Source organism: Pseudomonas sp. PDNC002, assembly GCF_016919445.1.
Taxonomy (GTDB): Bacteria; Pseudomonadota; Gammaproteobacteria; order Pseudomonadales; family Pseudomonadaceae; genus Pseudomonas.
The window spans coordinates 2,125,619-2,151,622 of record NZ_CP070356.1; the positions used below are offsets into that span (position 1 = coordinate 2,125,619).

Sequence of the window (26,004 nt, forward strand, 5' to 3'; positions counted from 1 at the left end):
CCGGCGGCGACTCCGCAAGTGGAGTACGACCAAAGGTTGATGGTGGGCTGGTGATCCCCGTCCATACTCGTTGTTCGACCTCGATAACAACAATAAGAGGCAGTGACGATGAGTTACCGGCAGTCCCATGACCGCTCCATCGCGGAGCCTTCCGCCTTCTGGGCCGAGCAGGCCGGCCGCGTGGCCTGGTACCGCGCCCCGCAGGAGACCCTGCAGGCCCTGCCTGACGGCAGCCATCGCTGGTTCGCCGATGGCCGCCTGAACACCTGCTACCTTGCCCTCGACCGGCAGATCGAACTCGGTCGCGGCAATCAGGTCGCGCTGATCTACGACTCTCCCGTGACCAATACCCAGCAGCGCTTCAGCTACCTGGAGCTGCGCGATGAAGTCGCGCGCCTGGCCGGCGCCTTGCGCGCTCTGGGGGTGGAGAAGGGCGACGGGGTGATCATCTATATGCCGATGGTGCCGCAGGCGGCCATGGCCATGCTGGCCTGCGCTCGACTCGGCGCGGTGCACTCGGTGGTCTTCGGTGGTTTTGCGCCCCATGAGTTGGCACTGCGCATCGACGACGCCAAACCCAAGCTGGTGCTCACCGCTTCCTGCGGGCTGGAGTTCGAGCGGGTGATCGAATACAAGCCGCTGGTGGACAAGGCCCTGGAGCTGGCCAGTCACCAGCCGGCCCACGTGCTGGTTCTGCAGCGTCCGCAGGCGATGGCCGAGCTACAGGCCGGCCGCGACCTGGACTGGCGCGAGACCCTGGCCCACGCGCAACCGGCCGACCCGGTGCACGTCGCCAGCGGCGACCCTCTGTACATCATGTACACCTCCGGCACCACCGGGAAACCCAAGGGCATCGTGCGCGACAACGGTGGCCATGCCGTGGCGCTGAGCTACGCGTTGCCGACCATCTTCGGCCTGCAGCCGGGGGATGTCTGGTGGGGCGTTTCCGACGTCGGTTGGGTGGTCGGTCACTCGCTGATCGTTTACGGGCCGTTGATGAGCGGCTGCACCACGGTGTTCTACGAGGGCAAGCCGGTGCGCACGCCGGATGCTGGCAGTTACTGGCGGGTGATCGAGGAGCACAAGGTCAACAGTCTGTTCTGCGCGCCCACGGCGATCCGCGCGATCCGCAAGGAAGATCCCCAGGGCGAACTGCTCAAGCGCTATGACCTGAGCTCGCTGCGCCACCTGTTCCTGGCCGGCGAGAAACTCGACAGCAGCACCCAGCACTGGCTGGAGGAACTCACCGGCAAGCCGGTGCACGATCACTGGTGGCAGACCGAGACTGGCTGGCCAGTGACCGCGCCCTGCACCGGTCTGGGCGACCATGACCTGCGCGCCGGCTCCACCAACCGTGCGGTGCCCGGTTACCACGTGCAGGTGGTGGACGACGAAGGCCGGTTGCTGGGGCCAAACGAGCAGGGCTCGATCGTCATCGCCCTGCCGCTGCCGCCCGGTTGCGCGCAGACGCTGTGGAACGATCACCCACGCTATCTGCAGGCGTACCTGAAGACCTATCCCGACTACTACCACACCGGCGATGGCGGTTATGTGGACGAGGAGGGCTTCGTCTACATCATGGGCCGCACCGACGATGTGATAAACGTCTCCGGCCACAGGCTTTCCACCGGCGAGATGGAAGAGTTGCTGGCGCTGCACGAGGCCGTCGCCGAGTGCGCGGTGATCGCCGTGCAGGACGACCTCAAGGGCCATGTGCCGCTGGGGCTGGTGGTGCTCAAGGACGGCGCGCAAGTGACTGAAGCCAACCTGCAGCGCGAACTGGTGGCGCTGGTGCGCGAGCGCATCGGCGCGCTGGCCTGCTTCCAGCGGGCGGTGGTGGTGAAGCGCCTGCCCAAGACCCGCTCGGGCAAGATCCTCCGCGCCGTGCTGCGCAAGATCGCCGACGGAGAGAGCTACGCGCCGCCGTCCACCATCGACGACCCGGCTATCCTCGGCGAAATCGCTGAACGGCTAGGCCAGGCGGGGCTGGCCAAGGCCGGCTGATATCCCACGACGCCGGTCTTGCCGGCGTATTTCCAGGGCCGCACTCGTTGCGGCCCTTTTTTGTCCGGCCGTCTTGCCCACACATCGGCCCAACCTTGGTCTGGCAGGAATAAAGGCGGTTTGCCATCTAAGATCATGGCACCGTGCCTCTACTGGTCGTATTGCGCCCATGATCAACCGCCACTCACTCGACGATGACGAGCTCGAAGCGCTGCGCGATATCACCACGTTGGTGCCCCGCAGGCCCGTGATCCTGGTGGTGGATGATGATCGGGCCGCGCTGGCTCGGCTTCGTCGGCTGGTCGAAGGCGCCGGTATGCGCTGCATGACGGCCAGTAGCGCGGCGGAGGCGATGCGCCGCATTTTTCGCGACGAGGCGGCCATCGACCTGCTGGTCAGCGGCCTGGACCTGGAGCCCGATGGCCCGGGGCTGGCGTTCATCCATGAATTGAACAGGACCGGCACCTTTCTACCGATCATCGTCCTGTCCGCGCCAATGGAGCTGGGCGGGATTTCCTCGGAAACGCCGTTGAACGTGCTGGACTTCCTGCCTAAACCTGTGGATCCGCTGTTGTTTGTGCGTGCGCTCAGCCGAAGTTTCTAGCTGCAGGTGTCGATCAGTCCGATGCGGCTCGGTAGCTATCGCAGACGGAGTCCGCTGCTACGCGAGCGCCTCGTCCGCAATCGGAGTTCGGTGCGCTACAGCGTCTGCGCCTTGAACGTGTCGCACTTGCCCGGCGAGCCGCTTTCGAAGCCGAGCTTGAACCAGCGTACGCGCTGCGCGGACGAGCCGTGGGTGAAGGAGTCGGGCATCACCGTGCCGCGCGCCTGGCGCTGCAGGTGGTCGTCGCCGATGGCGTTGGCGGCGTTCAGCGCTTCTTCGATATCGCCCGGCTCCAGCCAGTTCAGGCGTTGCTGGGCATGGTTGGCCCAGACGCCAGCGAAGCAGTCGGCTTGCAGTTCCTGGCGCACCGAAAGCCCGTTGGCGCCTTCCATGCGCGCGCCGCGCTGGCGGGCGGCGTTGATCTTGGCGGAGATGCCCAGCAGGTTCTGCACATGGTGGCCGACTTCGTGGGCGATGACGTAGGCCTGGGCGAAGTCGCCGGCGGCGGAGAACTTCTGCTCCATCTCGCGGAAGAAGCCGAGGTCGAGGTAGACGCGGTGGTCGCCGGGGCAATAGAACGGGCCGACCGCCGAGGAGGCGAAGCCGCACGCCGAGTTCACCCCGCCATTGAACAGGATCAGCTTGGGCTGCTCGTACTGCTGGTTGCTGCGGGCGAAGATCTCGCCCCAGGTGTCTTCGGTATCGCCGAGGATCGACTGGACGAACTCCACCTGCGGGTCGTTGCCGGTGGCCGGCTTGCCCTGAGTGGGGCGAGCCGGAGCTTGTTGCGAGACGTCCATCTGGCCGAGCAGCGAACCGAGGATGGTCATCGGATCCTGTCCGGAGAGCAGGCCGATCACCACCACGATGGCCACGCCGCCCAGGCTCAGGCCGCGGCCGCCGATACGCATGCCTCCGCCACCGCCCATGCCGCCGCCGCTGTCATCGCGGGCATCCACTACGTTGTCGCTGCGTCGTCCTTTGCGCCAGAGCATGGCGGCATCTCCATCGAACAGGTGGGTTCAGTGTTGTCTTCAGTGGCGCTGACCGCCAGCCCGGTCGTCAGGCGAAACGGTGCAGTAGCTCGGCGCGAGCCAGCAGTTGCACGTCGCCGCCGACGTGGACGTCATCGTCCTGGCCGACCTGCACGTCGAGCCGGCTGGGGCGGCCGACGAAGCGGCCCTGGGACAGGTGGAACAGCTCGCCGCGGCGCGCCTTGCCCAGTTCCACCAGGTAGGCGGCGACGGGGCCGGCGGCGCTGCCGGTGGCAATGTCCTCGATGATCCCGGCGCCGTCCCAGGTGCGGCCCTCGCGATTATCCACATCCAGCACGAAAACGAAGGCGGCGTTGAGCTTCGCCAACTCCGCTGTCAGATCCGTGCGCTGGCGCACGCGGCCCAGGGCTTCGCTGCGCACCGGCAGCAACAGGTAGGGCAGGCCGGTGCTGACCACGGCGGCGGGGTAGTCGGCCAGGTCCGTGACACTCAGCGAGAAGGCTTCGGCGAACCAGCGGCGGGCTTCGTCGTCCAGCACGGTGCCGAAGTCGGCGGCGCCCTGGTTCATCTCTGCGTGGAAGCCCGCGCCGCGGCGGCGAGTGGCGACCTTCACGGCTTTTGCAGGCAACTCCAGCGTCCAGTGTTCTTCCTCGCCGCGCTGGTGCAGGTGGTGGAGGAGCGCAGCGGCGCCCAGAACCGGGTGGCCGGCGAAAGGCAGTTCCTCGTCGACGGTGAAAATGCGTGCCGAATAGGTGTCCAGCGTGGCGGAGGGGAACAGGAATATCGACTCGAACTGGCGCAACTCCTGGGTCAGCGCCAGCAGGGTCTGGGCGGGGATGCCGCGGGCGTCGGGGAACACCGCCAGGCCATTGCCGGTAAGCGGTTGGTCGGCGAAGACGTCGAGCTGCCAGTACTGTTGCGCGGACATGGGCCTCCAGATGCCGCCCTTGAGCGGCGCAAAGAAAAACTCGACAGCCAGCCTAGCGAGCTATATGTTCGCCGACAAGAAAGTGCAGGTCACAGCGCCGCGCTTTCCAGGCCACCGCAGTGGCCGGCGTCGCTCGGACGGTTCCGGGCGCCTACGTTCATCAGAGGACACCATGACTGAACCCCGTTCAGCTCGTCGCTTTGCGCGCATCGATCGCCTGCCCCCCTACGTTTTCAATATCACCGCCGAACTGAAGATGGCCGCCCGCCGCCGTGGCGAGGACATCATCGACCTGTCCATGGGCAACCCGGACGGGGCCACGCCGCCGCACATCGTCGAGAAACTCTGCCAGGTCGCCCAGCGCGAAGACACCCACGGCTACTCCACCTCCCGTGGCATTCCGCGCCTGCGCCGCGCCATTTCGCACTGGTACCGCGACCGCTACGAGGTCGAGATCGATCCGGAATCCGAGGCCATCGTCACCATCGGCTCCAAGGAAGGCCTGGCGCACTTGATGCTCGCCACCCTGGACCACGGTGACACCATCCTCGTGCCCAACCCAAGCTACCCGATCCACATCTACGGTGCGGTGATCGCCGGCGCGCAGGTACGCTCGGTGCCGCTGGTGCCGGGCATCGACTTCTTCAACGAACTGGAGCGGGCGATCCGCGAGTCGATTCCCAAGCCGAAGATGATGATCCTCGGCTTCCCCTCCAACCCCACTGCGCAGTGCGTGGAGCTGGACTTCTTCGAGCGCGTGGTCGACCTCGCCAAGCGTTACGACGTGCTGGTGGTGCACGACCTGGCCTACGCGGATATCACCTTCGATGGCTGGAAGGCGCCGTCGATCATGCAGGTGCCGGGCGCCAAGGACATCGCGGTGGAGTTCTTCACCCTGTCCAAGAGCTACAACATGGCGGGCTGGCGCATCGGCTTCATGGTCGGTAACCCGGAGCTGGTCTCGGCCCTGGCGCGGATCAAGAGCTACCACGACTACGGCACCTTCACCCCGCTGCAGGTGGCGGCCATTGCCGCGCTGGAGGGCGACCAGCAGTGCGTGCGCGATATCGCCGAGCAGTACCAGAAGCGTCGCGACGTGCTGGTGAAAGGCCTGCACGAGGCTGGCTGGATGGTGGAGAACCCCAAGGCGTCGATGTACATCTGGGCGAAGATTCCTGAGCCCTATGCGCACCTGGGCTCGCTGGAGTTCGCCAAGAAGCTGCTCAAGGATGCCAAGGTCTCGGTGTCGCCGGGCATCGGCTTCGGCGACTACGGCGATGACCACGTGCGCTTCGCCCTGATCGAGAACCGCGACCGCCTGCGCCAGGCCGTGCGCGGGATCAAGTCAATGTTCCGTGCCGACGGGCTGTTGCCGGCTAAGGCCGAATAAAGGCCGCATGAATGAAAAGGGCGACCCGATGGTCGCCCTTTTCATTTTGGAGTCCCTCACCCCATCCTGCTCGCGGAGCAATGCCGCGCGGGAACCTGGAGAGTGCCCCGCGCGTCGGCGCACCAGCGCTCGGGGGTGAGGGAAAGCCCATGTGTGTTGCGTTGCCGTCAGTGCGCCGGGTAGTCCGCCAGCACTTCGCGCTGGCCTGCCTTGGTCAGTCCGACCACTTGGTAGGCGTCGTGGCGATCGCCCATTTCCATGCCCGGCGAGCCCATCGGCATGCCTGGCACGGCGGCGCCGACCAGGTCGGCCCGCTCGCGCAGCTTCAGCACGTCGGCGGCCGGCACGTGGCCTTCGACGAACTTGCCGTCGATCACGCCGGTGTGGCACGAACCCATGCTGTGCGGAACGCCGAGCTTGGTCTTCACTGCACTCATGTCGGCTTCGACGTGGTCGTTGACGGTGAAGCCGTTGCTTTCCAGGTGCTTGATCCAGTCCTTGCAGCAGCCGCAGTTGGCATCGCGGTGCACGTCGATGGTCAGTGGCTCGGCGGCCTGGGCGACGCCAGCGACAAGGGCGGTGAGCAGAAGCAGGGTGCGCATGGTTGGAACCTCGAAATTCGAACGCGACCGAGCATACTCCCGAGCGCCCTGCGTCCCCACCCGCCGTTTGTTTCCCCATATGACGCGGCCGTCGAACTTGCCGCGGGAGGCGGGGTCTCTAGCTGATCGGTGGTGCGTCCGCGACTCCCGGTCGCAGGTATGGACGCTCGGCAATGGCTGCATGGCCAAGGAGAAATCGGATGCTCTTCGCCCGTCTCGTCCTGCTGGTTCAGGCTCTGGTCTGGGGTGGCCTGGGACTGCTCTACTGGATCCGCCCCTACGAAATGGCCAATCTCAGCGGCATGCTGCTGATGGAGCCGTCCTCGGTGAGCGATGCCCGCGTCTTCTATGGCGGCCACCAGTTCGCCCTCGCACTGTTCCTCGTCTTCGCCCTGCGTCGCCGCCTGCTGGTTCGCCCGGCGCTGATCCTGGTGATCCTGGTGCAACTGACCCTGACGCTCTCGCGCCTGCTCATCGCCTGGACCGAAGGCGGCATGGAGTGGGACGCGCAGCTGGCTGGCGTGGTCTATCGCGGGGTGATCTCGGCGCTGGCCATCTTCGCCCTCTATTGGCTGGAGCGGCAGTCGCGCAATCGACAGGTCGTGGTGCACGAACAAGCCGAGCCGGAGGGGCGCAAGGCCGACTTCGAGGGGTTGTGAGTTCGGATGAGCGGCGCTGCCGGAAAGCGGCGCCGCTGCCGGGCCGACCCCGCTCCGTGCTATCGTATTGATTTTGCGGTAGTAGCAGCGGAGTCAGCATGAAGTTCGTCCATCAGCGTGAACACCTCAACGAAGGCGACCTGGTCGTCATCGAGTGCTCCATGACCTGCAACATCCGTCTGATGACCGACGCCGCCTTCCGCAGCTTCAAGAACGGCGGCCGCCACGTCTACCACGGCGGCGCATTCGACCGTTTCCCGGCCAAGATCAAGGTGCCCAGCACCGGTAACTGGAACGTCACCATCGACACCGTCACTCGCCGCGCCATCAGCGTGACGCGCAAGGCTGACTTCAAGTACAGCATCAAGTTCGTGCGCAAGTCGCCGTCGAACTTCGGCTGATCCTCATTGCCCCGCATGCGCGGGGAAATCCCTGAGCAGCCGTGCGATGCCTTCGTCCACGGCCTGCTGGGTCACCTTCGGGTCGTGTAGCTGGCGCGCCACTTGCGCCTGGTACAGCACCTGCCCCGTAGCCTCGTCGAGAATCCGCAGCGCCAGGCGCGCCTGTTCCTGGTCGGTGAACTGTGTCTGGGTCATCACGCCCGCACTGGTCGCCACCGGTCGCTGGACGATGCCGGTCTGGCTGTCCAGGCCGACGGCGTAGATCACCCGCAACTCCCCTGAGCTTTCCTGATAGCGGTAGCCCTTGGCTTCCAGCGCGCGGCGCACAGCGAGGTCGAAGCGATCCTCGAGGTCCTCGCGGTGCCCCTGCGCGCGCACGGCCTGGATGAAGAAGGTGCTCTGCCGCCCCTGGGCGGCGGGGGAGACGCTGATATTGGCGGGGTCGCTGCTGGCGCAGGCACTCAGCAGCAGGAACAGCAAGGGAAGTATCAGGCGGGACATGGGCGTGCCTCTTGTCGTTGTTCCGCAAGCCTAGCCGCGGAACCCGGAGGCGCCGCCCAACCCTAGGTTGGGCGGCAGTCACCTGGGCAACGAATGCTCAGCGGCGGGTCAGCAGCACGCCGGCTTCCATGTGGTGCGTGTAGGGGAACTGGTCGAACAGGGCGCAGCGGCTGACCTGATGGGTGTCGTGCAACTGGGCGATGTTCTGCGCCAGGGTCTCCGGGTTGCAGGAGATATAGAGGATGTTGTCGAAGCGCCGGGTCAGCTCGCAGGTGTCCGGGTCCATGCCGGCGCGCGGCGGATCGACGAACACGCTGCCGAAGGCGTAGGACTTCAGGTCGACATCGGCCAGGCGGCGGAACGGGCGCACCTCGTTGAGCGCCTGGGTCAGCTCCTCGGCGGAGAGACGTACCAGGGTGACGTTGTCCACGGCGTTGTCGGCCAGGTTCGCCAGGGCGGCGTTCACCGAGGTCTTGCTGATCTCGGTGGCTAGCACCTTGCGCACGCGGGTTGCCAGCGGCAGGGTGAAGTTGCCGTTGCCGCAGTACAGCTCCAGCAGGTCGTCGTCGCGCTGGCCCAGGGCTTCGTATGCCCAGTTGAGCATCTTCTGGCAGACCTCGCCGTTGGGCTGGGTGAACGCGCCCTCCGGCTGGCGGTAGCGGAAGGTACGGCCCGCGACGGTCAGTTCTTCACTCACGTAGTCACGACCCACCACCAGGCGTTTGCCACGGGAGCGGCCAACGATGCTCACGCCCAGTTCGGCGGCCAGTTTCTCGGCGGCGACTTGCCAGGTCGCGTCCACCGGACGGTGGTAGCAGAGGGTGATCAGCGCATCGCCCGCCAGGGTGGTGAGGAACTCCACCTGGAACAGCTTGTGGCCCAGCGTCGGCTCGGCCCAGGCGGCCTTCAGGCGCGGCATCAGTTCATTGATGCGCTGGCTGGCGATGGGGAACTCTTCGATCAGGATCGGCGTGTGCTTGTCGCCCTGCTCGAACATCGCATAGTGCCGTGCCTCGCCCTCGCGCCACAGGCGGAACTCGGCGCGCAGGCGGTAATGCTCGCGGGGCGAATCGAACACCTCCGGCTCCGGCGCGGCGAAAGGCGCCAGCAGCTCGCGCAGGCGCGCGGCCTTGTCGGCCAGTTGGCTGTCGTAGTGGGAGGGATCGAAACGCGGACTGCTCATGGGACGGGTAACTCGTGTAGTCGGAGGCATTTGCTGGGTATCGCTGCGCTCCACGCCATCCTACGTCAGTGTCACTTGTAAGGTGGGCGGAGCGCAGCGATACCCATGCCGCGAAAGTAAAATCAGGCGTTGAACCAGCCCAGCTTGATCACGAACAGCACGGACAGAATCACCAGCGCCGGGTTCAGTTCGCGGAAGCGGCCGGACAACAGCTTGCAGGCGGTCCAGGTGATGAAGCCGAAGGCGATGCCGTTGGCGATGGAGAAGGTCAGCGGCATGGCCAGGGCGGTTACTACCACGGGGGCGGCGACGGTCAGGTCGTCCCAGTCGATCTCGGCCAGGCCGGAGGCCATCAGCACGGCGACGAAGAACAGCGCCGGTGCGGTGGCGAAGGCCGGGACGTTGCCGGCCAGCGGGGCGAAGAACAGGGCCAGCAGAAACAGTACGGCGACCACGATGGCGGTCAGGCCGGTGCGGCCACCGGCGGAAACGCCCGCCGCCGACTCGATGTAGCTGGTGGTGGTCGAGGTGCCCAGCAGCGAGCCGACCATGGCGGCGGAGCTGTCGGCGATCAGCGCACGGCCCATCTTCGGCATGTGCCCGTCCTTGCCCATCAGGCCGGCGCGCTTGGCCACGCCGATCAGGGTGCCGGAGTTGTCGAACAGGTCGACGAAGAGGAAGGCGAAGATCACGCTGAACAGGCCGATGTCCAGCGCGCCCTTGATATCCAGCTGCAGGAAGGTCGGTGCCAGCGACGGCGGCATCGACACCACGCCACCGAACTGGGAGACGCCGATGGCGATGGAAATGAAGGTGACGACCAGGATGCCGATCATCACCGCGCCGGTCACGCGGCGGGCTTCCAGGGCGACGATCAGGATGAAGCCGAGGATCGCCAAAAGCGGCGCGGGCTTGGCCAGGTCACCCATGCCCACCAGAGTGGCCTGGTTGGCGACGACGATGCCCGACTCCTTCAGCGCGATCAGCGCGAGGAACAGGCCGATGCCGGCGGCAATCGCCGAGCGCAGGGCTAGCGGAATGCTGTTGATGATCCACTCGCGGATGCGGAAGATCGAAATGATGAAGAACATGCATGCGGAGAGGAACACCGCGCCGAGCGCCACCTGCCAGGTATGGCCCATGTGCAGGACCACGGTGTAGGTGAAGAAGGCGTTCAGGCCCATGCCGGGAGCCAGGGCGATCGGGTAGTTGGCGATCAGGCCCATGATGGCCGAACCGATGGCTGCCGCGAGACACGTCGCCACGAAGATCGCGCCCTTGTCCATGCCCGTCTCGCCGAGGATGCTCGGGTTGACGAAGAGGATGTAGGCCATGGTCAGGAAGGTAGTGATACCCGCCAGGATCTCGGTGCGCACATTGGTGTTGTGCGCCTTGAGTTGGAACAGCTTTTCCAGCATGTTTGGCTCCCCGTGACGCTGCTTGCGCCGTTGTCGTTCTGGCCGGGAAAAGCAAGGTGCATGCCCAGGTGGGCCCTGCGCCTTTTCTTGTGACCGGCAAAAGGCGCGCATGATACCAGCTTGCCCTGAGCCGGAGAATTTCTGACCGGACCGCCAGCATCCGTTCGTCTGCAAGCTTAGTCGCGGGTGCCGATCAAGGGAGTGCAACTTGTACGCTGGCGGTGGTCTGACTCTCTATAACCCTGGCCCGACCGGGCCGTCCTGTCCGATTCGCAGTCGATGAAACGCTCTATTCCGATCCTTCTCGTCTCTCTGTTGGGCGCCTGCGCCGGTGCGCCGCCGAGTGCGCCGCAGCATACATTCGATGTCCATGCCCTGGCGGAGAAACCCACGGCCAGCACCCGTACCCTGGCCGACCCACAAGGCAAGGCAACACTGGTGGAAACCCATCCGGCGCTGACCCAGCACGACGTGGAGCGCGCTGAGCTGGCCAGCATCGCCGACGGCAAGCCGGCGGTGCGCGTGCTGTTCACCCCGGAAGCCAGCCAACGCCTGGCCAAGCTGACTCGGGAAGAGCAGGGCAAGGCGCTGGCGGTGGTCATCGACGGGCAGTTGCGCCTGCTGCCGAAGGTCACGCGAGTGGTGACCGATGGCCGGGTGATACTCAAGGGCTTCGCCAGCCAGGCCGAGGCGGAAACCCTGGTGCGGCAGCTCAATGCGTTGCGCAACGTGCCGGTGCAGCCGGAGCAGGGGGCTAGCGGTCAGCCTTAGCCCGTCCTTTATAGGGAGTGGCTCTGCGTAGGGTGAATAACCTGGAACAGGTTATCCGCCGGCGTCCTGGTGGCGGATAACGCTGGCGCGTTATGCGCCCTACGAAACGGCACGGCCCCATCGCCCACCAAAAATCTCGGACATGAAAAAAGCCCGGCATCTGCCGGGCTTTTTTCGTATTGCTGTTCGCGGGTTTCGGCTTAGGCGCCGTACACCGGGAACTTGGCGCAGATGGCCTTGACCTTCTCGCGCACGCCGTCCACCACGGACTCGTCGCCCATGTTGGTCAGGATGTCGCAGATCCAGCCGGCCAGCTCGCGGCACTCGGCTTCCTTGAAGCCGCGGGTGGTGACGGCCGGGGTGCCGATGCGCAGGCCGGAGGTTACGAACGGGGAACGCGGGTCGTTCGGCACGCTGTTCTTGTTCACGGTGATGAAGGCGCGACCCAGGGCGGCGTCGGCGTCCTTACCGGTGATGTCCTGCTTGATCAGGGACAGCAGGAACAGGTGGTTCTGGGTACCGCCGGACACCACGTCGAAGCCGCGCTCGATGAACACGCTGGCCATGGTCTGGGCGTTCTTCAGGACCTGCTGCTGGTAGGCCTTGAACTCGGGTTGCAGGGCTTCCTTGAAGCACACGGCCTTGGCGGCGATCACGTGCTCCAGCGGGCCACCCTGGGCGCCTGGGAAGACGGCGGAGTTCAGCTTCTTCTCGATCTCTTCGTTCTTGCGAGCGAGGATCAGGCCGCCGCGCGGGCCGCGCAGGGTCTTGTGGGTAGTGGTGGTGACCACGTCGGCGAACGGCACCGGGTTCGGGTAGACGCCAGCGGCGACCAGACCGGCCACGTGGGCCATGTCGACGAACAGGTAGGCACCGACCTTGTCGGCGATGGCGCGGAAGCGGGCGAAGTCCAGCACCTGGGAGTAGGCGGAGAAGCCGGCGACGATCATCTTCGGCTTGTGCTCGACGGCCAGGCGCTCGACTTCGTCGTAGTCGATCAGGCCGGCGTCGGTGATGCCGTACTGAACAGCGTTGTACAGCTTGCCGGAGGAGGAAACGCTGGCGCCGTGGGTCAGGTGACCGCCGTGGGCCAGGCTCATGCCCAGGATGGTGTCACCGGCCGACAGCAGGGCCAGGTAGACGGCGGCGTTGGCCTGGGAACCGGCGTGCGGCTGGACGTTGGCGTAGTCGGCGCCGAACAGTTCCTTGGCGCGGTCGATGGCCAGTTGCTCGACGACGTCGACGTACTCGCAACCACCGTAGTAGCGCTTGCCCGGGTAGCCTTCGGCGTACTTGTTGGTCAGCACCGAACCCTGGGCTTCCATCACCGCCGGGCTGGTGTAGTTCTCGGAGGCGATGAGCTCGATGTGCTCTTCCTGGCGCTGGGCTTCCTGCTCCATCGCGGCGAAGAGTTCGGCATCGTAGCGGGCGAGGGTCAAATCACGGCTGAACATGGCGGTCCTCTTAAGGATCGGGTGCTGGGGGAAAGGCGCGCATTCTAACCCAAGGCGCCGGTGCTGGCACATGAAAGGCGGTCATGTGGCTGACAAGCGGGGCTCAAGGCGAGGGCGGAAGCGGGTTTCGGAGAGGCGGAGGCGTCGTGGCGATGTGTTGGGGGATGGATTTCGCGGACAAGGTCCGCTCCTACGGGAGTCGCGAGGCACCGCTTGCCTTTCGTAGGAGCGGACCTTGTCCGCGATAGCGCCCGTAGGGCGCGCCATGATGGGCGGCGGCGTTATCCCAGCAGGAACAACGCATTGCTGGCGAACAGCGCGGCGAACTGGTCGGCCGGCACCGGGCGACCGAAGAGGAAGCCCTGCACCTCGTCGCAGCCGTGCTCGCGGAGGAACTCAAGCTGCTCGTGGCTCTCCACGCCTTCGGCGATCACCATCAGGTTCAGGCTGTGAGCCATGGCGATGATGGCGCGGGCGATCTGCGCATCTTGCTCGCCGTGGGGCAGGCCGTCGACGAAGCTGCGATCGATTTTCAGCACGTCGATGGGGAACTGCTTGAGGTAGTTGAGCGAGGAATACCCGGTGCCGAAGTCGTCCACCGCAATCGCCAGGCCCAGGCGTTTCAGGCCCTGAAGTATCTGCATCGCCTGGGAAACGTCGCTCATCAGGATGCTTTCGGTCAGTTCCAGCTCCAGGCACGCCGGGGCGATGCCGGTGTCCTCAAGGATGCCGGCGATGCGTTCGCCCAACTGGCCGTCGGCGAACTGCCGGGCCGAGAGGTTCACGGAAATCTTCGGCACCCGCACCTTGTCGCGGTGCCAGGCGCGCAGTTGCAGGCAGGCCTGCTCCAGCAGCCAGTCGCCGACCTGGGCGACCAGGCCGAGCTCTTCCAGCACCGGGATGAACTCCGCCGGCGGGATCAGCCCGCGCTTGGGGTGCTGCCAGCGCAACAGCGCCTCGGCACCGGTCAGGCGGCGACCGTCGCCGGTGAACTGCGGCTGATAGTGCAGGACGAACTCGTGCAGCTCGATGGCGCGGCGCAGGTCGCTTTCCAGCTCCAGACGCTCCAGGGCGCGGGCGTTCATCTCGGCCTGGTAGAACTGGAAGTTGTTCTTGCCCATTTCCTTGGCGTGGTACATCGCCGTGTCGGCGTTCTTCATCAGTTGGCTGAGCTCGGCGCCGTCCTGCGGCGAGAGCGCGACGCCGATGCTGGCGGTGACGAAGAACTCGCGGCCTTCCAGGGTGAACGGGCGGGCGAGGCTGGCGAGGATCTGCTCGGCGACCTGGATCGCCTGGTTCAGCGCGCGGTCACGGTCTTTCTGTCCGGGCAGCAGCAGGGTGAACTCGTCGCCACCCATGCGCGCCACGGTGTCGTCGTCGCTGACGCAATGGCTCAGGCGCTCGGCCACTTCCTTGAGCATGCGGTCGCCCGCGGCGTGGCCGAGGGAGTCGTTGATCGGCTTGAAGCGGTCGAGGTCGAGGAACATCAGCACGACCCACTGCTGGTGCCGTTCGGCCTGCAGCAGGGCGGTGTGCAGGCGGTCCTGGAACAGCGTGCGGTTGGGCAGGTGGGTCAGGGCATCGTAGTAGGCCAGGCGGTGGATGCGCCGCTCGCTGGCCTTGCGTTCGCTGATGTCGCTGAAGAAGCAGACGAAGCTGACCAGGTCGCCTTCCTCGTCGTGCACCGCGGTGATGCCGACCCAGCTCGGGTACAGCTCGCCGCTCTTGCGCTTCTGCAGGATCTCGCCTTCCCAGCTGCCGCTCTTGCGCAGGCTTTCCAGCACGTGCTTGAGCTGGTTGGCTTCCTGGCGGTCGGCGGTGAGCAGGCGCGGCAGCTGGTCCAGCACTTCCTCGGCGGAGTAGCCGGTGAGGCGGCTGAAGGAGTCGTTGATCTGCACGATGTAGCCGGCCGGGTCGGTGACCATGATCGCCGCCGTGGAGTGCTCGAAAACCGTTGCCGCCATGCGCATCTCGCGCTCGGCGCGGCGCTGCTGGCTGATGTCGCGGGCGACGCCGAGCAGGCCCTCGAAGCGGCCGTGGTCGTCCCACATCAGGGCGATGCGCAGCTCCACGGGAATCTTGTGGCCGTCGGCGTGCAGGCAGTCGAGGCTGAACAGCTGCGGTTCGGCGCTCTCGCGCAACTCCGCCAGGCGCTTGGGTTCGCCGATGGCGGCCTGTACACGGTTCAGCAGCTCGTCCAGGCGCTCCAGCTGTGCCGGGTTGGCGGCTATCTGCTGAAAGCCATTGGCCAGCACCCACTCGGGACTGTAGCCGAACACCTGCTGGATCGACGGACTGATGTAGTTGAGCTGGACCTGGGCATCGGTGGAGAGGATCACGTCGCTGATGCTTTCGGCCAGCATGCGGTAGCGGCGGCCGCTCTCGCGCAGGGAGTTGTGCGCCTCGACCGTGTCGGTGATGTCCTTCGCCACGCCGATCAGGCGCGCCACGCGGCCGGAAGCGTCGCGGGTGAAGGCCTGTTCGCGGATGTCGAACCAGTGCCAGCTGCCATCGCGATGCCGCCAGCGCAGCTGGCTGTCCAGCAGCAGGCCGTCGCCCACCACCTGCTGCAGGTTGCGCACGCGCCAGTAGTACTCGACGTCGTCCGGGTGCAGGACCTTTTCCCAGAAGCGCTCGCCCATCTCGCGCAGCTCGTCGCCGCTGTAGCCGAGCTGGTGGCCGAGGTTGTGGTTGCTGAAGATCACCCGCCGCGCGGCGATGTCGTGGATATAGAGGGTATCGGGCACCGCGCGCACCGCGTCGGACCAGAACTTCTCGCGCTCGATCAGCGACAGCTCGACCTGCTTGCGGCTGGTGATGTCCGACAGGCTGAGGGTGACGGCGTGGAAGTCCTGGATCATCTCCGGCACGCGCAGTTGCAGCCAGAGATGGCGCTCCTCGCCCTGGCGCGTGCGGATGCAGGCTTCCAGCTCGACCATGCCGTGGCCGTGCAATACCGCCTCGAGCACCTTGCTGCGCACGCCGTCCGGGCGCATGCCGGCGCTGCCGATGAGGATCTGCCAGGCCTGTTCGGTGGTGCTCACGCCCATCAGGCGCTTGGCGACATTGTTGATCTCGGTGATACGCGCCTGGCGCAGCAGCCAGGGCAGGCGCTCGGGCTGCGAGGCGATCCAGTCGCGCAGGTCGCTCTGCCGCCGCAGGTTGAGGTCCACCAGGCTCTGGCGCAGGGCGGAGAGGTCAAGCACGCAGAGCGCGACGCCGACGCCGTCGAAGATGTCCTGGTAGCGCCGGCGGGTCTCCTCGAGGATGTGCAGCGCCTGCTGTTCCTCGGTGACATCGCGCAGCACCCAGACCTGGCCGCCCTGGGGCAGGTTGCCGCGCAGTACCCAGGACTGCTCCGGCGACAGCGGGCTGTCGTCGAGCGAGTGCTGGCTGACGGCGAACAGCCGCGGCTGCCCGGTGTGATTGACCCGCACCAGCTCCGAGCCGCCATCGGCCGCGGAATCGCCGCCATTGAGCAGCGCGCCAAGGCCGGGTAGCAGCTCCAGCAGGTGATGGTTATCGGCGTTCTCGGCGGAGATGCCGAACAACTGCTCCGCTTGTGGATTGAGGTAGGCGAGCCGGCCATCGGCGCGGGTGACCAGGACCCGCTCATCGATGGCGCCCAGCGCCTGCGCCGCCTGGTGCAGGCGTTGTCGGGACTCCGCCGTCAGGGCTCGCAGGTTCTGCTGTTCGCGTTGCAGGCGGAGCAGCGCGCCGCCGGCGACGCCGCCCAGGACCAGCAGCAGGGCCAGCTCGCCGCCCAGGCGTGGCAGGAGGGTGGCGCGCATCTGCTGGCTGTCGAACTGCGGGCGCAGGTGCCAGTCGGAGTTCTGGATCTCCAGGCCGTCCAGGCTCCGTGCCTGTTCCAGTGGCGATGCGGCGGTGAGCGGTCCGGGGCGATAGCCGCTGGAGCGGCCGAGGACCTTCTGTTGTACGTCGTCGACGAGAATCCAGTCCGGAGATTCGGGACGGATCTGCGCGGCCCAGCCGCGGCGGGCGATCTTCTCGTCCAGGCGGATGACGCTGTCGCCTTCGCCCGGTTCGGTGGCCCGTAGCCAGACATAGAAGTGGCCGCCATTCTCTTCGCTGAAGGCGTAGTGGTAGGCCTGCTGCCCGCTGCGCTGGCGCAGCGCCTCGATGAAGGCGGCATCCTTCAGGCCGCTGGCCGAGTCGCTGGCGAGCGAGCCGTTGGGATCGAGCTGCACCAGGCTGTGGAAGGACGGGTAGATGTGCCTCAGGCCGCCGAGCAGTGCGGTCTGGCCGGCGCTTTCGCCGTCATCGCGCTCTTGCTGGATCAGCGCCTGGGCTGCCACCGCCTTGAGTTCCAGGGTCAGCGACAGGCGCTGGGCCATCTGTTCGCTGTGCAATATCACCCGCTCGCGTTCGAAGCGTTCCTGATTGCGGAACTCCTGGTGCAACTGCCAGCCCAGCAGGCCGAGCATCAGCAGCACCAGCAGCAACAGGGCTGTCCGGGTCGCTATGCGGCCTGACCTGGCCAGGGCATCCGGAGGAGTACGGGTGGGAATAGACAAAGGGGCTTTAACCTGGGACGACCTGGGGCGATACGGCTGAATTCGGCGCAGGCTAGGATGCCCGGAAAGGCGGCGAAGTGCCAGCATGGCCGACGAGCGTCGTTTGCCCTTCCCGATCCATTCCGGTAGCTTTGCCGCACGCGCGCGTCTGAAATGCCACGAAAATGCGGTGCATAAAGTACATCCGCAGCGAGTCCCGCGCGAAGGGCCGTCCATCGGCCGTTCGCGCCCGCCGGCAGCCAGCTCCCGCGAGTTCGAGCGCTGCCGCTCCGGCCAGTGAGCCGGCGTCCCGGAACCTGCCGTCGTCCGTTCCGGCCATCCCGATCATCAATTCATCCCAGAAGTCAGGTACACATGGCTCAATACGTCTACACCATGCACCGGGTCGGCAAGGTCGTGCCGCCCAAGCGTGAAATCCTCAAGGACATCTCCCTGTCGTTCTTCCCCGGCGCCAAGATCGGCGTTCTCGGCCTGAACGGCGCGGGTAAATCCACCCTGCTGCGCATCATGGCCGGCGTCGACACCGAGATCGAAGGCGAAGCCCGTCCGATGCCGGGCATCAATGTCGGCTACCTGCCGCAGGAGCCCAAGCTCGATCCGCAGGCCACCGTGCGCGACATCGTCGAAGAGGCCGTTGGCCAGATCAAGCAGGCCCAGGCCCGTCTGGACGAGGTCTACGCCGCCTACGCCGAGCCGGACGCCGACTTCGATGCCCTGGCCGCCGAGCAGGCCAAGCTGGAAGCCATCCTCCAGGCCTCCGACGGCCACAACCTAGAGCGCCAGCTGGAAGTCGCCGCTGACGCCCTGCGCCTGCCGCCGTGGGACGCGAAGATCGAACACCTCTCCGGTGGTGAAAAACGCCGCGTCGCTCTCTGCCGCCTGCTGCTGTCCGCCCCGGACATGCTGCTGCTGGACGAACCGACCAACCACCTGGACGCCGACTCCGTCGCCTGGCTGGAACACTTCCTCCACGACTTCCCGGGCACCGTGGTAGCGATCACCCACGACCGTTACTTCCTCGACAACGTCGCCGGCTGGATCCTCGAGCTGGACCGTGGCCACGGCATCCCGTTCGAAGGCAACTACTCCGGCTGGCTGGAATCCAAGGCCAACCGCCTGGCCCAGGAAGCCAAGCAGGAAGCCTCCCACGCCAAGGCCATGAAGGCCGAACTGGAGTGGGTGCGCCAGGGCGCCAAGGCTCGTCAGTCCAAGTCCAAGGCCCGTCTGCAACGCTTCGAGGAACTGCAATCGCAGGAGTTCCAGAAGCGCAGCGAGACCAACGAGATCTACATCCCGGCCGGTCCGCGCCTGGGTGACAAGGTCATCGAGCTGCACAACGTCAGCAAGGGTTATGGCGATCGCGTACTGATCGAAGACCTGTCGCTGAGCATTCCCAAGGGCGCCATCGTTGGCGTGATCGGCGGTAACGGCGCGGGTAAATCCACCCTGTTCCGCATGCTGACCGGCAAGGAGCAACCGGACTCGGGCACCATCGAGATCGGCGAAACCGTGCAGATCGCCAGCGTCGACCAGAGCCGCGAGATCCTCGAAGGCAACAAGACTGTCTGGGAACAGGTGTCCGACGGCTTCGAGCAGATCAAGATCGGCAACTACGAAGTCCCGTCGCGCAGCTACGTCGGCCGCTTCAACTTCAAGGGCGGCGACCAGCAGAAGTTCGTCAAGGACCTCTCCGGTGGTGAGCGTGGCCGTCTGCACCTGGCCCTGACCCTGAAGCAGGGCGGCAACGTGCTGCTGCTCGACGAACCGTCCAACGACCTCGACGTGGAAACCCTGCGTGCGCTGGAAGAAGCGCTGCTGGACTTCCCCGGCGCCGCCATCGTGATTTCCCACGATCGCTGGTTCCTGGACCGCATCGCGACCCACATCCTCTCCTACGAGGACGACGGCAAGGTGACCTTCTTCGAAGGTAACTACACCGAGTTCGAAGCCGATCGTAAAAAACGCCTGGGCGACGCTGCTTCGCAGCCGCACCGCGTGCGTTACAAGAAGCTGGCGTAAGCCGCTTCGCGATGAAAACGGGGCCTTCGGGCCCCGTTTTCGTTTCTGTGATTAGCTCAGCGGCTGCGCTTGAGATCGTCCAGGGCTCGGCGCTGATCTTCCAGCTGGCGCTCCAGTGTGTCGATCTGTCGCGCCTGGTCCTGCAGGGCGCGCTGCTGTTCTTCCAGCTGCCGCGACATGCGTTGCAGGTCATCGGTGCTGAAGTTCGACTTGTGGATCACTTCGCTGTCGAATGTATCCGCCACCACCAGCGCACCGGATTCGGTGAAATTGCCGAGTTTCATGGCCGCATGGGCGGGCAGCGCGAAGGCGCAGGTGAGGGCGGCGAGGAGCGCGAGCGGGCGTGCGAGCATCGGTATCGTCCTGATGGAATGATGTATTTGAATGCAACTATCTATTGATTTTGTATACAAATATCTGTTTTTCTGCCGGTCCGGCAGAAGTGGAATTTATATTTTTGCACCATAAAGATTCATAAAAGCGTCACGTTGCACTATCTGAGTGCGGCGTGGATTGTTAGAGTCTGCCGGCAAAAAGCATCACATAACCAGAAAAGTACCGGTGTAGACATGACGCAATCCGTTGACTCGTTCCTCGAGCGCCTCAAGCGGCGCGACCCCGATCAGCCCGAATTCCACCAGGCGGTGGAAGAGGTGCTGCGCTCCCTCTGGCCCTTCCTCGAAGCCAATCCGCACTACCTGCAGGCCGGCATCGTCGAGCGCATCGTCGAGCCCGAACGCGCGATCCTGTTCCGCGTACCGTGGGTCGATGACGCCGGGCGAGTACGGGTCAACCGTGGTTTCCGTATCCAGATGAGCAGCGCCATCGGCCCGTACAAGGGCGGCCTGCGCTTCCACCCTTCGGTGAACCTGGGCGTGCTGAAGTTCCTGGCTTTCGAGCAGGTGTTCAAGAACTCCCTGACCTCGCTGCCCATGGGCGGCGGCAAGGGCGGCTCGGACTTCGACCCGAAGGGCAAGAGCGACGCGGAAGTCATGCGCTTCTGCCAGTCCTTCATGAGCGAGCTGTTCCGCCACGTCGGCGCGGACCTCGACGTGCCGGCCGGCGACATCGGCGTCGGTGCCCGCGAGATCGGCTATCTGTTCGGCCAGTACAAGCGGCTGTCCAACGAGTTCACCTCGGTGCTGACCGGCAAGGGCATGTCCTATGGCGGCAGCCTGATCCGCCCGGAAGCGACCGGCTACGGCTGCGTGTACTTCGCCCAGGAGATGCTCAAGGCCCGCGAGAGCGGCTTTGACGGTCAGCGCGTGGCGATCTCCGGTTCCGGCAACGTGGCGCAGTACGCCGCGCAGAAGGTCATGGAACTGGGTGGCAAGGTGATCTCGCTGTCCGATTCCGAAGGCACCCTGTTCATCGAGGCTGGCCTGAGCCTGGAGCAGTGGGAAGAAGTCATGGAGCTGAAGAACGTCCGCCGCGGCCGTCTCAGCGAAATGACCGGTCCCGGCCTGCGCTTCATCGCCGGTCAGCGTCCGTGGTCGCTCGCCTGCGACATCGCGCTGCCCTGCGCCACCCAGAACGAGCTGGACGCCAAAGACGCGCGCACGCTGCTGAGCAACGGCTGCATCTGCGTGGCCGAAGGCGCGAACATGCCGTCGACCCTGGAGGCTGTGGATATCTTCCTCGAGGCCGGCATCCTCTATGCGCCGGGCAAGGCATCCAACGCCGGCGGCGTCGCCACCAGCGGCCTGGAAATGAGCCAGAACGCCATGCGCCTGCTGTGGACCGCCGGTGAAGTGGACCAGCGCCTGCACGGCATCATGCAGAACATCCACCATGCCTGCGTCGCCTACGGCGAAGAGAATGGCCGGATCAACTACGTGAAGGGCGCCAACATCGCCGGCTTCGTCAAGGTTGCCGACGCGATGCTGGCACAGGGCGTGGTCTGACCGCTGCCCCAGCATGGAAAACGGGCCCGATGGGCCCGTTTTCATTTCAGCCGGTGCAGCACGGGCTGTTCTTGTAGGAGCGAGCTTGCTCGCGAACAGGCCCGGGCGCGATCCGGAACGTCTGTGTCGATGCTTCCCCTCACCCCAGCCCTCTCCCATAGGGAGAGGGGGCGGCCCGTGCCGGCTGACGCAATGGCTTCCTCCTGCACCGAGTAGTCCCCTCTCCCTATGGGAGAGGGTTAGGGTGAGGGCAGTGCCGAGCGTCGACCTCCCCCGTTGGAGAGAATCGCTCGATCAATCCACCGGCTTCGGCGTAGTCGCCGTGCTTGGCGGCAGCAGCGGGTATTCCACCTTCGGCTGCTTGCCGGTAGCGGTCTTGAGGAAGGCAACGATGTCGCCGACTTCTTCCGCGTTGAGCTGCTTGCCCAACTGCGCGGTGCCCATGATCGCCACCGCTTCTTCCAGGTCCCAGACCTGCCCGCTGTGGAAGTACGGCGCGGTCAGGGCGATGTTGCGCAGGGGCGCGGCGCGGAACACATAGGTATCGTTCTGCGTCTTGGTCACTTCGAAGCGGCCCTTGTCGCCCGTGGGCAGGATCTTGCCGTCCGGCTTCTTCACCAGGCCGAACGGGAAGTACGCCTGGCCGCCCAGGTTTACGCCGTTGTGGCAGCTGATGCAGCCGGCGCTCATGAAGGTCTGCAGGCCCTTCTTCTCCTTCGCGTCGAGGGCCGTGTCGTCACCCTTGAGGTAGAGGTCGAAGCGCGAGTCCGGGGTGATCAAGGTCGACTCGAAGGCCTGCAGTGCGCGGGCCATGTTGTCGAAGCTGACCGCCTGCTTGTCACCGGGGAAGGCTTTCTCGAAGGACGCGACGTACTCCGGCATGCTCTGGAGCGTGGCCTCGACGTTCTTCGGCGTGTTGTGCATCTCCACCGGATTCTGCACCGGGCCCTTGGCCTGTTCCTCCAGGTCCTTCGCGCGGCCATCCCAGAACTGCGCGACGTTGAATACCGCGTTGAACACCGTGGGCGAGTTGCGCGCGCCCTTCTGCCAGGCGTGGCCGCTGGAGGCGGGCACGTTGTCGGCGCCGCCGGTGCCGATGTTGTGGCAGGTGTTGCAGCTGATCACATGGCTGGCGGACAGGCGTGGCTCGAAGAACAGCTGCCGGCCCAGCTCGACCTGATTAGGGTCGAGCTTGTCGCTGGCCTGCTCGGGGATGGGCTTGAAGATGCTGTTGGCATTGTCGCGCAGTGTGTCGGCATCGGCGTGGGCCGCTGCCGTGCTCACCGCCAGCAACAGGCTGCCCAGGGCCAGTTTGAAGGGCTGCATGTGGAGTCTCCTTGTCTCAGGCTTTTTGGTTTTTTCTGAGTTCAAGAAGAGGCCACCGCGGCGTCGGCTGGCTTGATCGAAATCAACCGGGAGGGCCTTCCCGGTGCGGGAGGTTGCCGCAGCGGTCAGTTGCCGCGCAGGGCGCGGCTGAGTGCGCGGTCCTTCTGTTCTTCCCAGTCACGGTCCCGGTCGCTGTTGCGCTGCTCTTCGTACTGCTGGCGCTCCTGGCTCACGCGCATGGCCTGGCATTGCTGGAAGCCGTCGTTCCAGCCCAGGGCGTACTTCGCCTCGCCGAGGTAGCGCGGCACGTCCTTGCGGAATTCGCCGCTGATGGCGCCCGCCGCTTGCCGGCCGCTGCCACAACCGTCGTCGAAGCCGTCGGCGTAGGCAGGCGGATAGCCCTGGGCGATGAGGGTTTCGTGGGTGGTTTCGCAGCCGGCGAGCAGCGCGGCGCAGAGCAGGATGAGGGCGGCGCGGTGCGCCATGGAGACTCCCGTGTGCCGGGGAGGCGGGCACACGCGCCAGAAGAGTTGGCGCCACGCGAGGTGACGTGGCGCGACTCTATTCAGTGGCTCGTGAGGAAAGCGTCAAGCCGGCGTGATGCGGATGTGCTGGCCAGCCGATGCATGCTGCGCGCAGTCGATGCGCACTGGCAGGAAGGCTTCGATCACCGCGCGGTTGCTCAGCAAATGATCGCTCAGCCCGGGCGTGGTGAAGCTGCCGCCGCCGGCCAGGGCCATGGGCAGCAGCAACTGGTCGGCGAGGTGCTCCTCGACGCTGGTGCCGCTGCGACGCCAGTCATCGGCCTGGCGCAGCGCCTGGCTGGCGACGCGTTCGGCGCTGACCCCGGATTGGCCGAAGGCGCAGAACACCAGGGTCAGTTGCTCGCACTCGACTTCCAGCAACAGCGCGTTGCCCGGGCCCTGGTCTTCCGGTAGCCGCACAACCTGCGTGGACGCCGCCCGCCATTCCTGATGCCGCGTCACTCGTTCCAGCTCGCGATCCGCCACGTGGCTGGGAATCGCCGCCAGCAGCGCACGGGCCGAGCGCGAGCGCTCGTTGCCGGCACCCGGCAGATGCAGCGGCTGCAGCTCACCGGCCTCCACTTGCACCCGCAGCTCACCGCCGCCGGCCGGCATGAAGCCATGGCGCAGCAACTCGAAGTTCACCTCCGCGCCCATGCGCCGCAGCAGCGGTAGCCAGCTGCGCTCGATGAAGTCCGCCGGCGGTGCCAGTGGATTGTGCGTGCCGCCGCTGATCGCCAGGCTGCTCGGCCCATCGGCGAACAGCAGGGCCGGCAGCAGCGTCTGCAACACCAGCACGGCACTGCCCGCGCTGCCAATGGCGAAGCGGTAGTCACCGCCACGAATCGCGCCGGGGCGGAAGGTCAGGCTGCGCGAACCCAGCTCATCGCCTTCCACCGCCGCGCCGCAGATTTCCGCCGCCGCGCGCACGGCCGTCAGGTGCTGGCGCAACAGCCCCGGCCGCGAGCGCCGGCCACGGATATTGACGATGCGCAACGGCTTGCCGGTGATCATCGACAGGCTCAGCGCGCTGCGCAGGATCTGCCCGCCGCCTTCGGCGCCGTCGAGTTCGATCAGGTCCTTGTTCATTTCTCGATTCCTTGTCTTGCAGTCAACACAGGCCGCTGCCGGCCTGCGTTGCTCTAGCCCTTCACGCACACGACCTGACGCAGGGTATGCAGCACTTCCACCAGCTCGCGCTGGGCGTCCATCACGGCGTCGATGTCCTTGTAGGCCATCGGGATCTCGTCGATCACGTCCTTGTCCTTGCGGCACTCGACGTGGGCGGTGGCGCGCACCTGGTCCTCGACGCTGAACAGTTTCTTCGCCTTGGTGCGGCTCATGGTCCGGCCAGCGCCGTGGCTGCAGGAGCAGAAGGCTTCCTCGTTACCCAGGCCGCGGACGATGAAGCTCTTGGCGCCCATCGACCCCGGAATGATGCCGAGCTGACCCTTCTGCGCGGATACCGCGCCTTTACGGGTTACCAGTACCTCTTCGCCGAAGTGGCGTTCCTTCTGCACGTAGTTGTGGTGGCAGTTCACCGCTTCCAGGCTCGCTTCGAACGGCTTGCGGATGACCTGCCGCGCTGCCGCGATCACCGAGCGCATCATCAGCTCGCGGTTCTGCCGGGCGAAGTCCTGGGCCCAGCCGACGGCTTCCACGTAGTCGTCGAAGTGCTGGCTGCCTTCTTCGAAGTAGGCCAGGTCCCGGTCCGGCAGGTTGGCGATGTGCTGGCGCATATCGGCCTGGGCCAGTTCGATGAACAGGTTGCCGATGGCGTTACCCACACCGCGCGATCCGCTGTGCAGCATGAACCAGACGCGGTTGGCTTCGTCGAGGCAGACCTCGATGAAGTGGTTGCCGGTGCCGAGGGTTCCCAGGTGCTTGCGGTTGTTGGTCTTCTCCAGCTTCGGCTGCTTGTCGGTGATCACCTTGAAGCGGCCGGCCAATGCGCGCCATGCGTCGTCGGCGTGCTCGGGCACGTCTTCCCAGGCGCCCTGGTCGCGGCGGCCGAAGGTCTTGCCATGGGGCACGGCCTTCTCGATGGCGGTGCGCAGGCCATGCAGGTTATCCGGCAGGTCCGAGGCCACCAGCGAGGTGCGCGCCGCGATCATGCCGCAGCCGATATCCACGCCTACGGCAGCCGGGATGATGGCGCCCTTGGTGGGGATCACGCTGCCGATGGTCGAACCCTTGCCCAGGTGCACGTCCGGCATCACGGCCAGGTGCTTGAAGATGAAGGGCATCTTCGCGGTGTTCATCAGTTGCTGTTTGGCGTCTTCTTCCACCGGCACGCCCTGGGTCCAGAGCTTGATTGGTTTGCCGTTGGCGACTTCCAGCAGTTGGAAGGTCTTGTTGCTCATGTTTCGACTCTCTTCTGTTGCGTAGCGACGTGGCCGGAGGCGGGTTGTGCCCGGCCATCGCGAATTCGTTTGTTCAATCGGCAGGCGCGGCAGCGTATCGCCGTGGAAAACACCTGTCCCTGACAGTCTTCGTACCACCACTTCTGCTGCGCGGCGGTCCAGGTCTGCTCGGCGCCGCAGTCGTGGCAGGTGAACTCCTGGTCCTCGTACCAGCCGCGGCGCACGAAAATCGGGTCGCCATAGCTGTTGTAGGGTGCCAGGTTCGAGCGGTTGACCGGGAAGCTGCCGGGCGGAGGCAGTCGGCTCTCAGGGCGCCTGGCCTGCTCGGCCTTCCAGGCCTTGCGTCGTTCACGCTTCTGGCGGATTTCCTGGCGGCGTTGCTTGTTGCTCTTCACGATGCCAACTCCTGCGCCGGGCAGGCTT

The 26,004-nt window shown here is 65.7% G+C and carries 22 protein-coding genes; 8 read left to right on the plus strand and 14 right to left on the minus strand.

From position 1 onward, the window contains the following. Window positions 1–108 precede the first annotated feature (108 nt). Both JVX91_RS09895 and JVX91_RS09900 read left to right on the plus strand, forming a co-directional pair. Window positions 109–2,004: a propionyl-CoA synthetase gene (locus tag JVX91_RS09895; RefSeq protein WP_205339066.1), complete on the plus strand. Its 1,896-nt coding sequence runs from the start codon at window positions 109–111 to the stop codon at window positions 2,002–2,004. 169 nt (window positions 2,005–2,173) lie between these two features. Further along, window positions 2,174–2,608: a response regulator gene (locus JVX91_RS09900; protein WP_205339067.1), complete on the plus strand. Its 435-nt coding sequence runs from the start codon at window positions 2,174–2,176 to the stop codon at window positions 2,606–2,608. 95 nt (window positions 2,609–2,703) lie between these two features. Here the strand turns inward: JVX91_RS09900 and JVX91_RS09905 are convergent, their stop codons facing one another. Next, window positions 2,704–3,603 carry a neutral zinc metallopeptidase gene (locus JVX91_RS09905; RefSeq protein WP_205339068.1) on the minus strand — a complete coding sequence of 300 codons (900 nt, stop codon included), beginning with the start codon at window positions 3,601–3,603 and terminating at the stop codon, window positions 2,704–2,706. Window positions 3,604–3,670: 67 nt separating this feature from the next. Beyond that, window positions 3,671–4,531, minus strand: coding sequence for a PhzF family phenazine biosynthesis protein (locus JVX91_RS09910; protein ID WP_205339069.1), 861 nt, complete (start codon window positions 4,529–4,531; stop codon window positions 3,671–3,673). Window positions 4,532–4,703: 172 nt separating this feature from the next. On the opposite strand from JVX91_RS09910, the gene alaC reads away from it, so the two are divergent. Further along, the gene (gene alaC, locus JVX91_RS09915) at window positions 4,704–5,921 is read left to right on the plus strand and encodes an alanine transaminase (protein ID WP_205339070.1); all 1,218 of its coding nucleotides are present in this window, start codon (window positions 4,704–4,706) and stop codon (window positions 5,919–5,921) included. A 167-nt stretch (window positions 5,922–6,088) separates the two neighbouring features. On the opposite strand, the gene JVX91_RS09920 is transcribed toward alaC, so the two are convergent. Continuing rightward, window positions 6,089–6,523, minus strand: a complete 435-nt coding sequence (locus JVX91_RS09920; protein ID WP_205339071.1) for a DUF411 domain-containing protein — start codon at window positions 6,521–6,523, stop codon at window positions 6,089–6,091. A gap of 200 nt (window positions 6,524–6,723) precedes the next feature. Between JVX91_RS09920 and JVX91_RS09925 the strand changes: the two genes are divergently transcribed. Next, window positions 6,724–7,182, plus strand: coding sequence for a DUF4345 family protein (locus JVX91_RS09925; RefSeq protein WP_205339072.1), 459 nt, complete (start codon window positions 6,724–6,726; stop codon window positions 7,180–7,182). 98 nt (window positions 7,183–7,280) lie between these two features. After that, window positions 7,281–7,583 (plus strand): DUF1883 domain-containing protein, encoded by a 303-nt coding sequence (locus JVX91_RS09930; protein ID WP_205339073.1) that lies wholly within the window; start codon window positions 7,281–7,283, stop codon window positions 7,581–7,583. A gap of 3 nt (window positions 7,584–7,586) precedes the next feature. Here JVX91_RS09930 and JVX91_RS09935 read toward each other — a convergent pair whose 3' ends face one another. The 3 genes from JVX91_RS09935 to JVX91_RS09945 all read right to left on the minus strand — a co-directional run bounded on the left by JVX91_RS09935 (window position 7,587) and on the right by JVX91_RS09945 (window position 10,685). Then, entirely contained in the window at window positions 7,587–8,084 is a 498-nt protein-coding gene (locus JVX91_RS09935; protein WP_205339074.1) for a DUF4136 domain-containing protein, read from the minus strand. A gap of 97 nt (window positions 8,085–8,181) precedes the next feature. Further along, on the minus strand, window positions 8,182–9,267 hold the full coding sequence (gene trmA, locus JVX91_RS09940; RefSeq protein ID WP_205339075.1) for a tRNA (uridine(54)-C5)-methyltransferase TrmA: 1,086 nt from the start codon (window positions 9,265–9,267) through the stop codon (window positions 8,182–8,184). A 122-nt stretch (window positions 9,268–9,389) separates the two neighbouring features. Beyond that, window positions 9,390–10,685 (minus strand): NCS2 family permease, encoded by a 1,296-nt coding sequence (locus tag JVX91_RS09945; RefSeq protein ID WP_205339076.1) that lies wholly within the window; start codon window positions 10,683–10,685, stop codon window positions 9,390–9,392. A 279-nt stretch (window positions 10,686–10,964) separates the two neighbouring features. Between JVX91_RS09945 and JVX91_RS09950 the strand changes: the two genes are divergently transcribed. Then, on the plus strand, window positions 10,965–11,456 hold the full coding sequence (locus tag JVX91_RS09950; protein ID WP_205339077.1) for a hypothetical protein: 492 nt from the start codon (window positions 10,965–10,967) through the stop codon (window positions 11,454–11,456). 200 nt (window positions 11,457–11,656) lie between these two features. On the opposite strand, the gene glyA is transcribed toward JVX91_RS09950, so the two are convergent. Further along, the gene (gene glyA / locus JVX91_RS09955; RefSeq protein ID WP_024763060.1) at window positions 11,657–12,910 is read right to left on the minus strand and encodes a serine hydroxymethyltransferase; all 1,254 of its coding nucleotides are present in this window, start codon (window positions 12,908–12,910) and stop codon (window positions 11,657–11,659) included. Window positions 12,911–13,191: 281 nt separating this feature from the next. Beyond that, entirely contained in the window at window positions 13,192–17,355 is a 4,164-nt protein-coding gene (locus tag JVX91_RS09960) for an EAL domain-containing protein (protein ID WP_240201764.1), read from the minus strand. A gap of 444 nt (window positions 17,356–17,799) precedes the next feature. Here JVX91_RS09960 and ettA point away from each other — a divergent pair, with 444 nt between their 5' ends. After that, window positions 17,800–19,464: an energy-dependent translational throttle protein EttA gene (gene ettA / locus JVX91_RS09965; protein ID WP_205339078.1), complete on the plus strand. Its 1,665-nt coding sequence runs from the start codon at window positions 17,800–17,802 to the stop codon at window positions 19,462–19,464. 56 nt (window positions 19,465–19,520) lie between these two features. Here the strand turns inward: ettA and JVX91_RS09970 are convergent, their stop codons facing one another. Further along, on the minus strand, window positions 19,521–19,817 hold the full coding sequence (locus tag JVX91_RS09970; protein WP_240201720.1) for a hypothetical protein: 297 nt from the start codon (window positions 19,815–19,817) through the stop codon (window positions 19,521–19,523). A 216-nt stretch (window positions 19,818–20,033) separates the two neighbouring features. Between JVX91_RS09970 and gdhA the strand changes: the two genes are divergently transcribed. After that, a complete protein-coding gene (gdhA, locus tag JVX91_RS09975; protein ID WP_205339079.1) occupies window positions 20,034–21,368 on the plus strand; it encodes an NADP-specific glutamate dehydrogenase in 1,335 nt (444 codons plus the stop codon). Between the two features lie 294 nt (window positions 21,369–21,662). On the opposite strand, the gene JVX91_RS09980 is transcribed toward gdhA, so the two are convergent. The 5 genes from JVX91_RS09980 to JVX91_RS10000 all read right to left on the minus strand — a co-directional run bounded on the left by JVX91_RS09980 (window position 21,663) and on the right by JVX91_RS10000 (window position 25,976). Continuing rightward, window positions 21,663–22,694: a cytochrome-c peroxidase gene (locus JVX91_RS09980; protein WP_205339080.1), complete on the minus strand. Its 1,032-nt coding sequence runs from the start codon at window positions 22,692–22,694 to the stop codon at window positions 21,663–21,665. Between the two features lie 125 nt (window positions 22,695–22,819). After that, complete coding sequence (locus tag JVX91_RS09985) at window positions 22,820–23,179, minus strand: hypothetical protein (protein ID WP_205339081.1); 360 nt, start codon at window positions 23,177–23,179, stop codon at window positions 22,820–22,822. A 102-nt stretch (window positions 23,180–23,281) separates the two neighbouring features. Next, the gene (gene rtcA, locus JVX91_RS09990) at window positions 23,282–24,307 is read right to left on the minus strand and encodes an RNA 3'-terminal phosphate cyclase (RefSeq protein ID WP_205339082.1); all 1,026 of its coding nucleotides are present in this window, start codon (window positions 24,305–24,307) and stop codon (window positions 23,282–23,284) included. Window positions 24,308–24,360: 53 nt separating this feature from the next. After that, a complete protein-coding gene (locus tag JVX91_RS09995; RefSeq protein ID WP_205339083.1) occupies window positions 24,361–25,581 on the minus strand; it encodes an RtcB family protein in 1,221 nt (406 codons plus the stop codon). Further along, the gene (locus JVX91_RS10000; protein ID WP_205339084.1) at window positions 25,578–25,976 is read right to left on the minus strand and encodes a zinc-ribbon domain containing protein; all 399 of its coding nucleotides are present in this window, start codon (window positions 25,974–25,976) and stop codon (window positions 25,578–25,580) included. Before JVX91_RS10000 ends, JVX91_RS09995 begins: the two co-directional genes overlap by 4 nt. Between the last annotated feature and the right edge of the window lie 28 nt (window positions 25,977–26,004).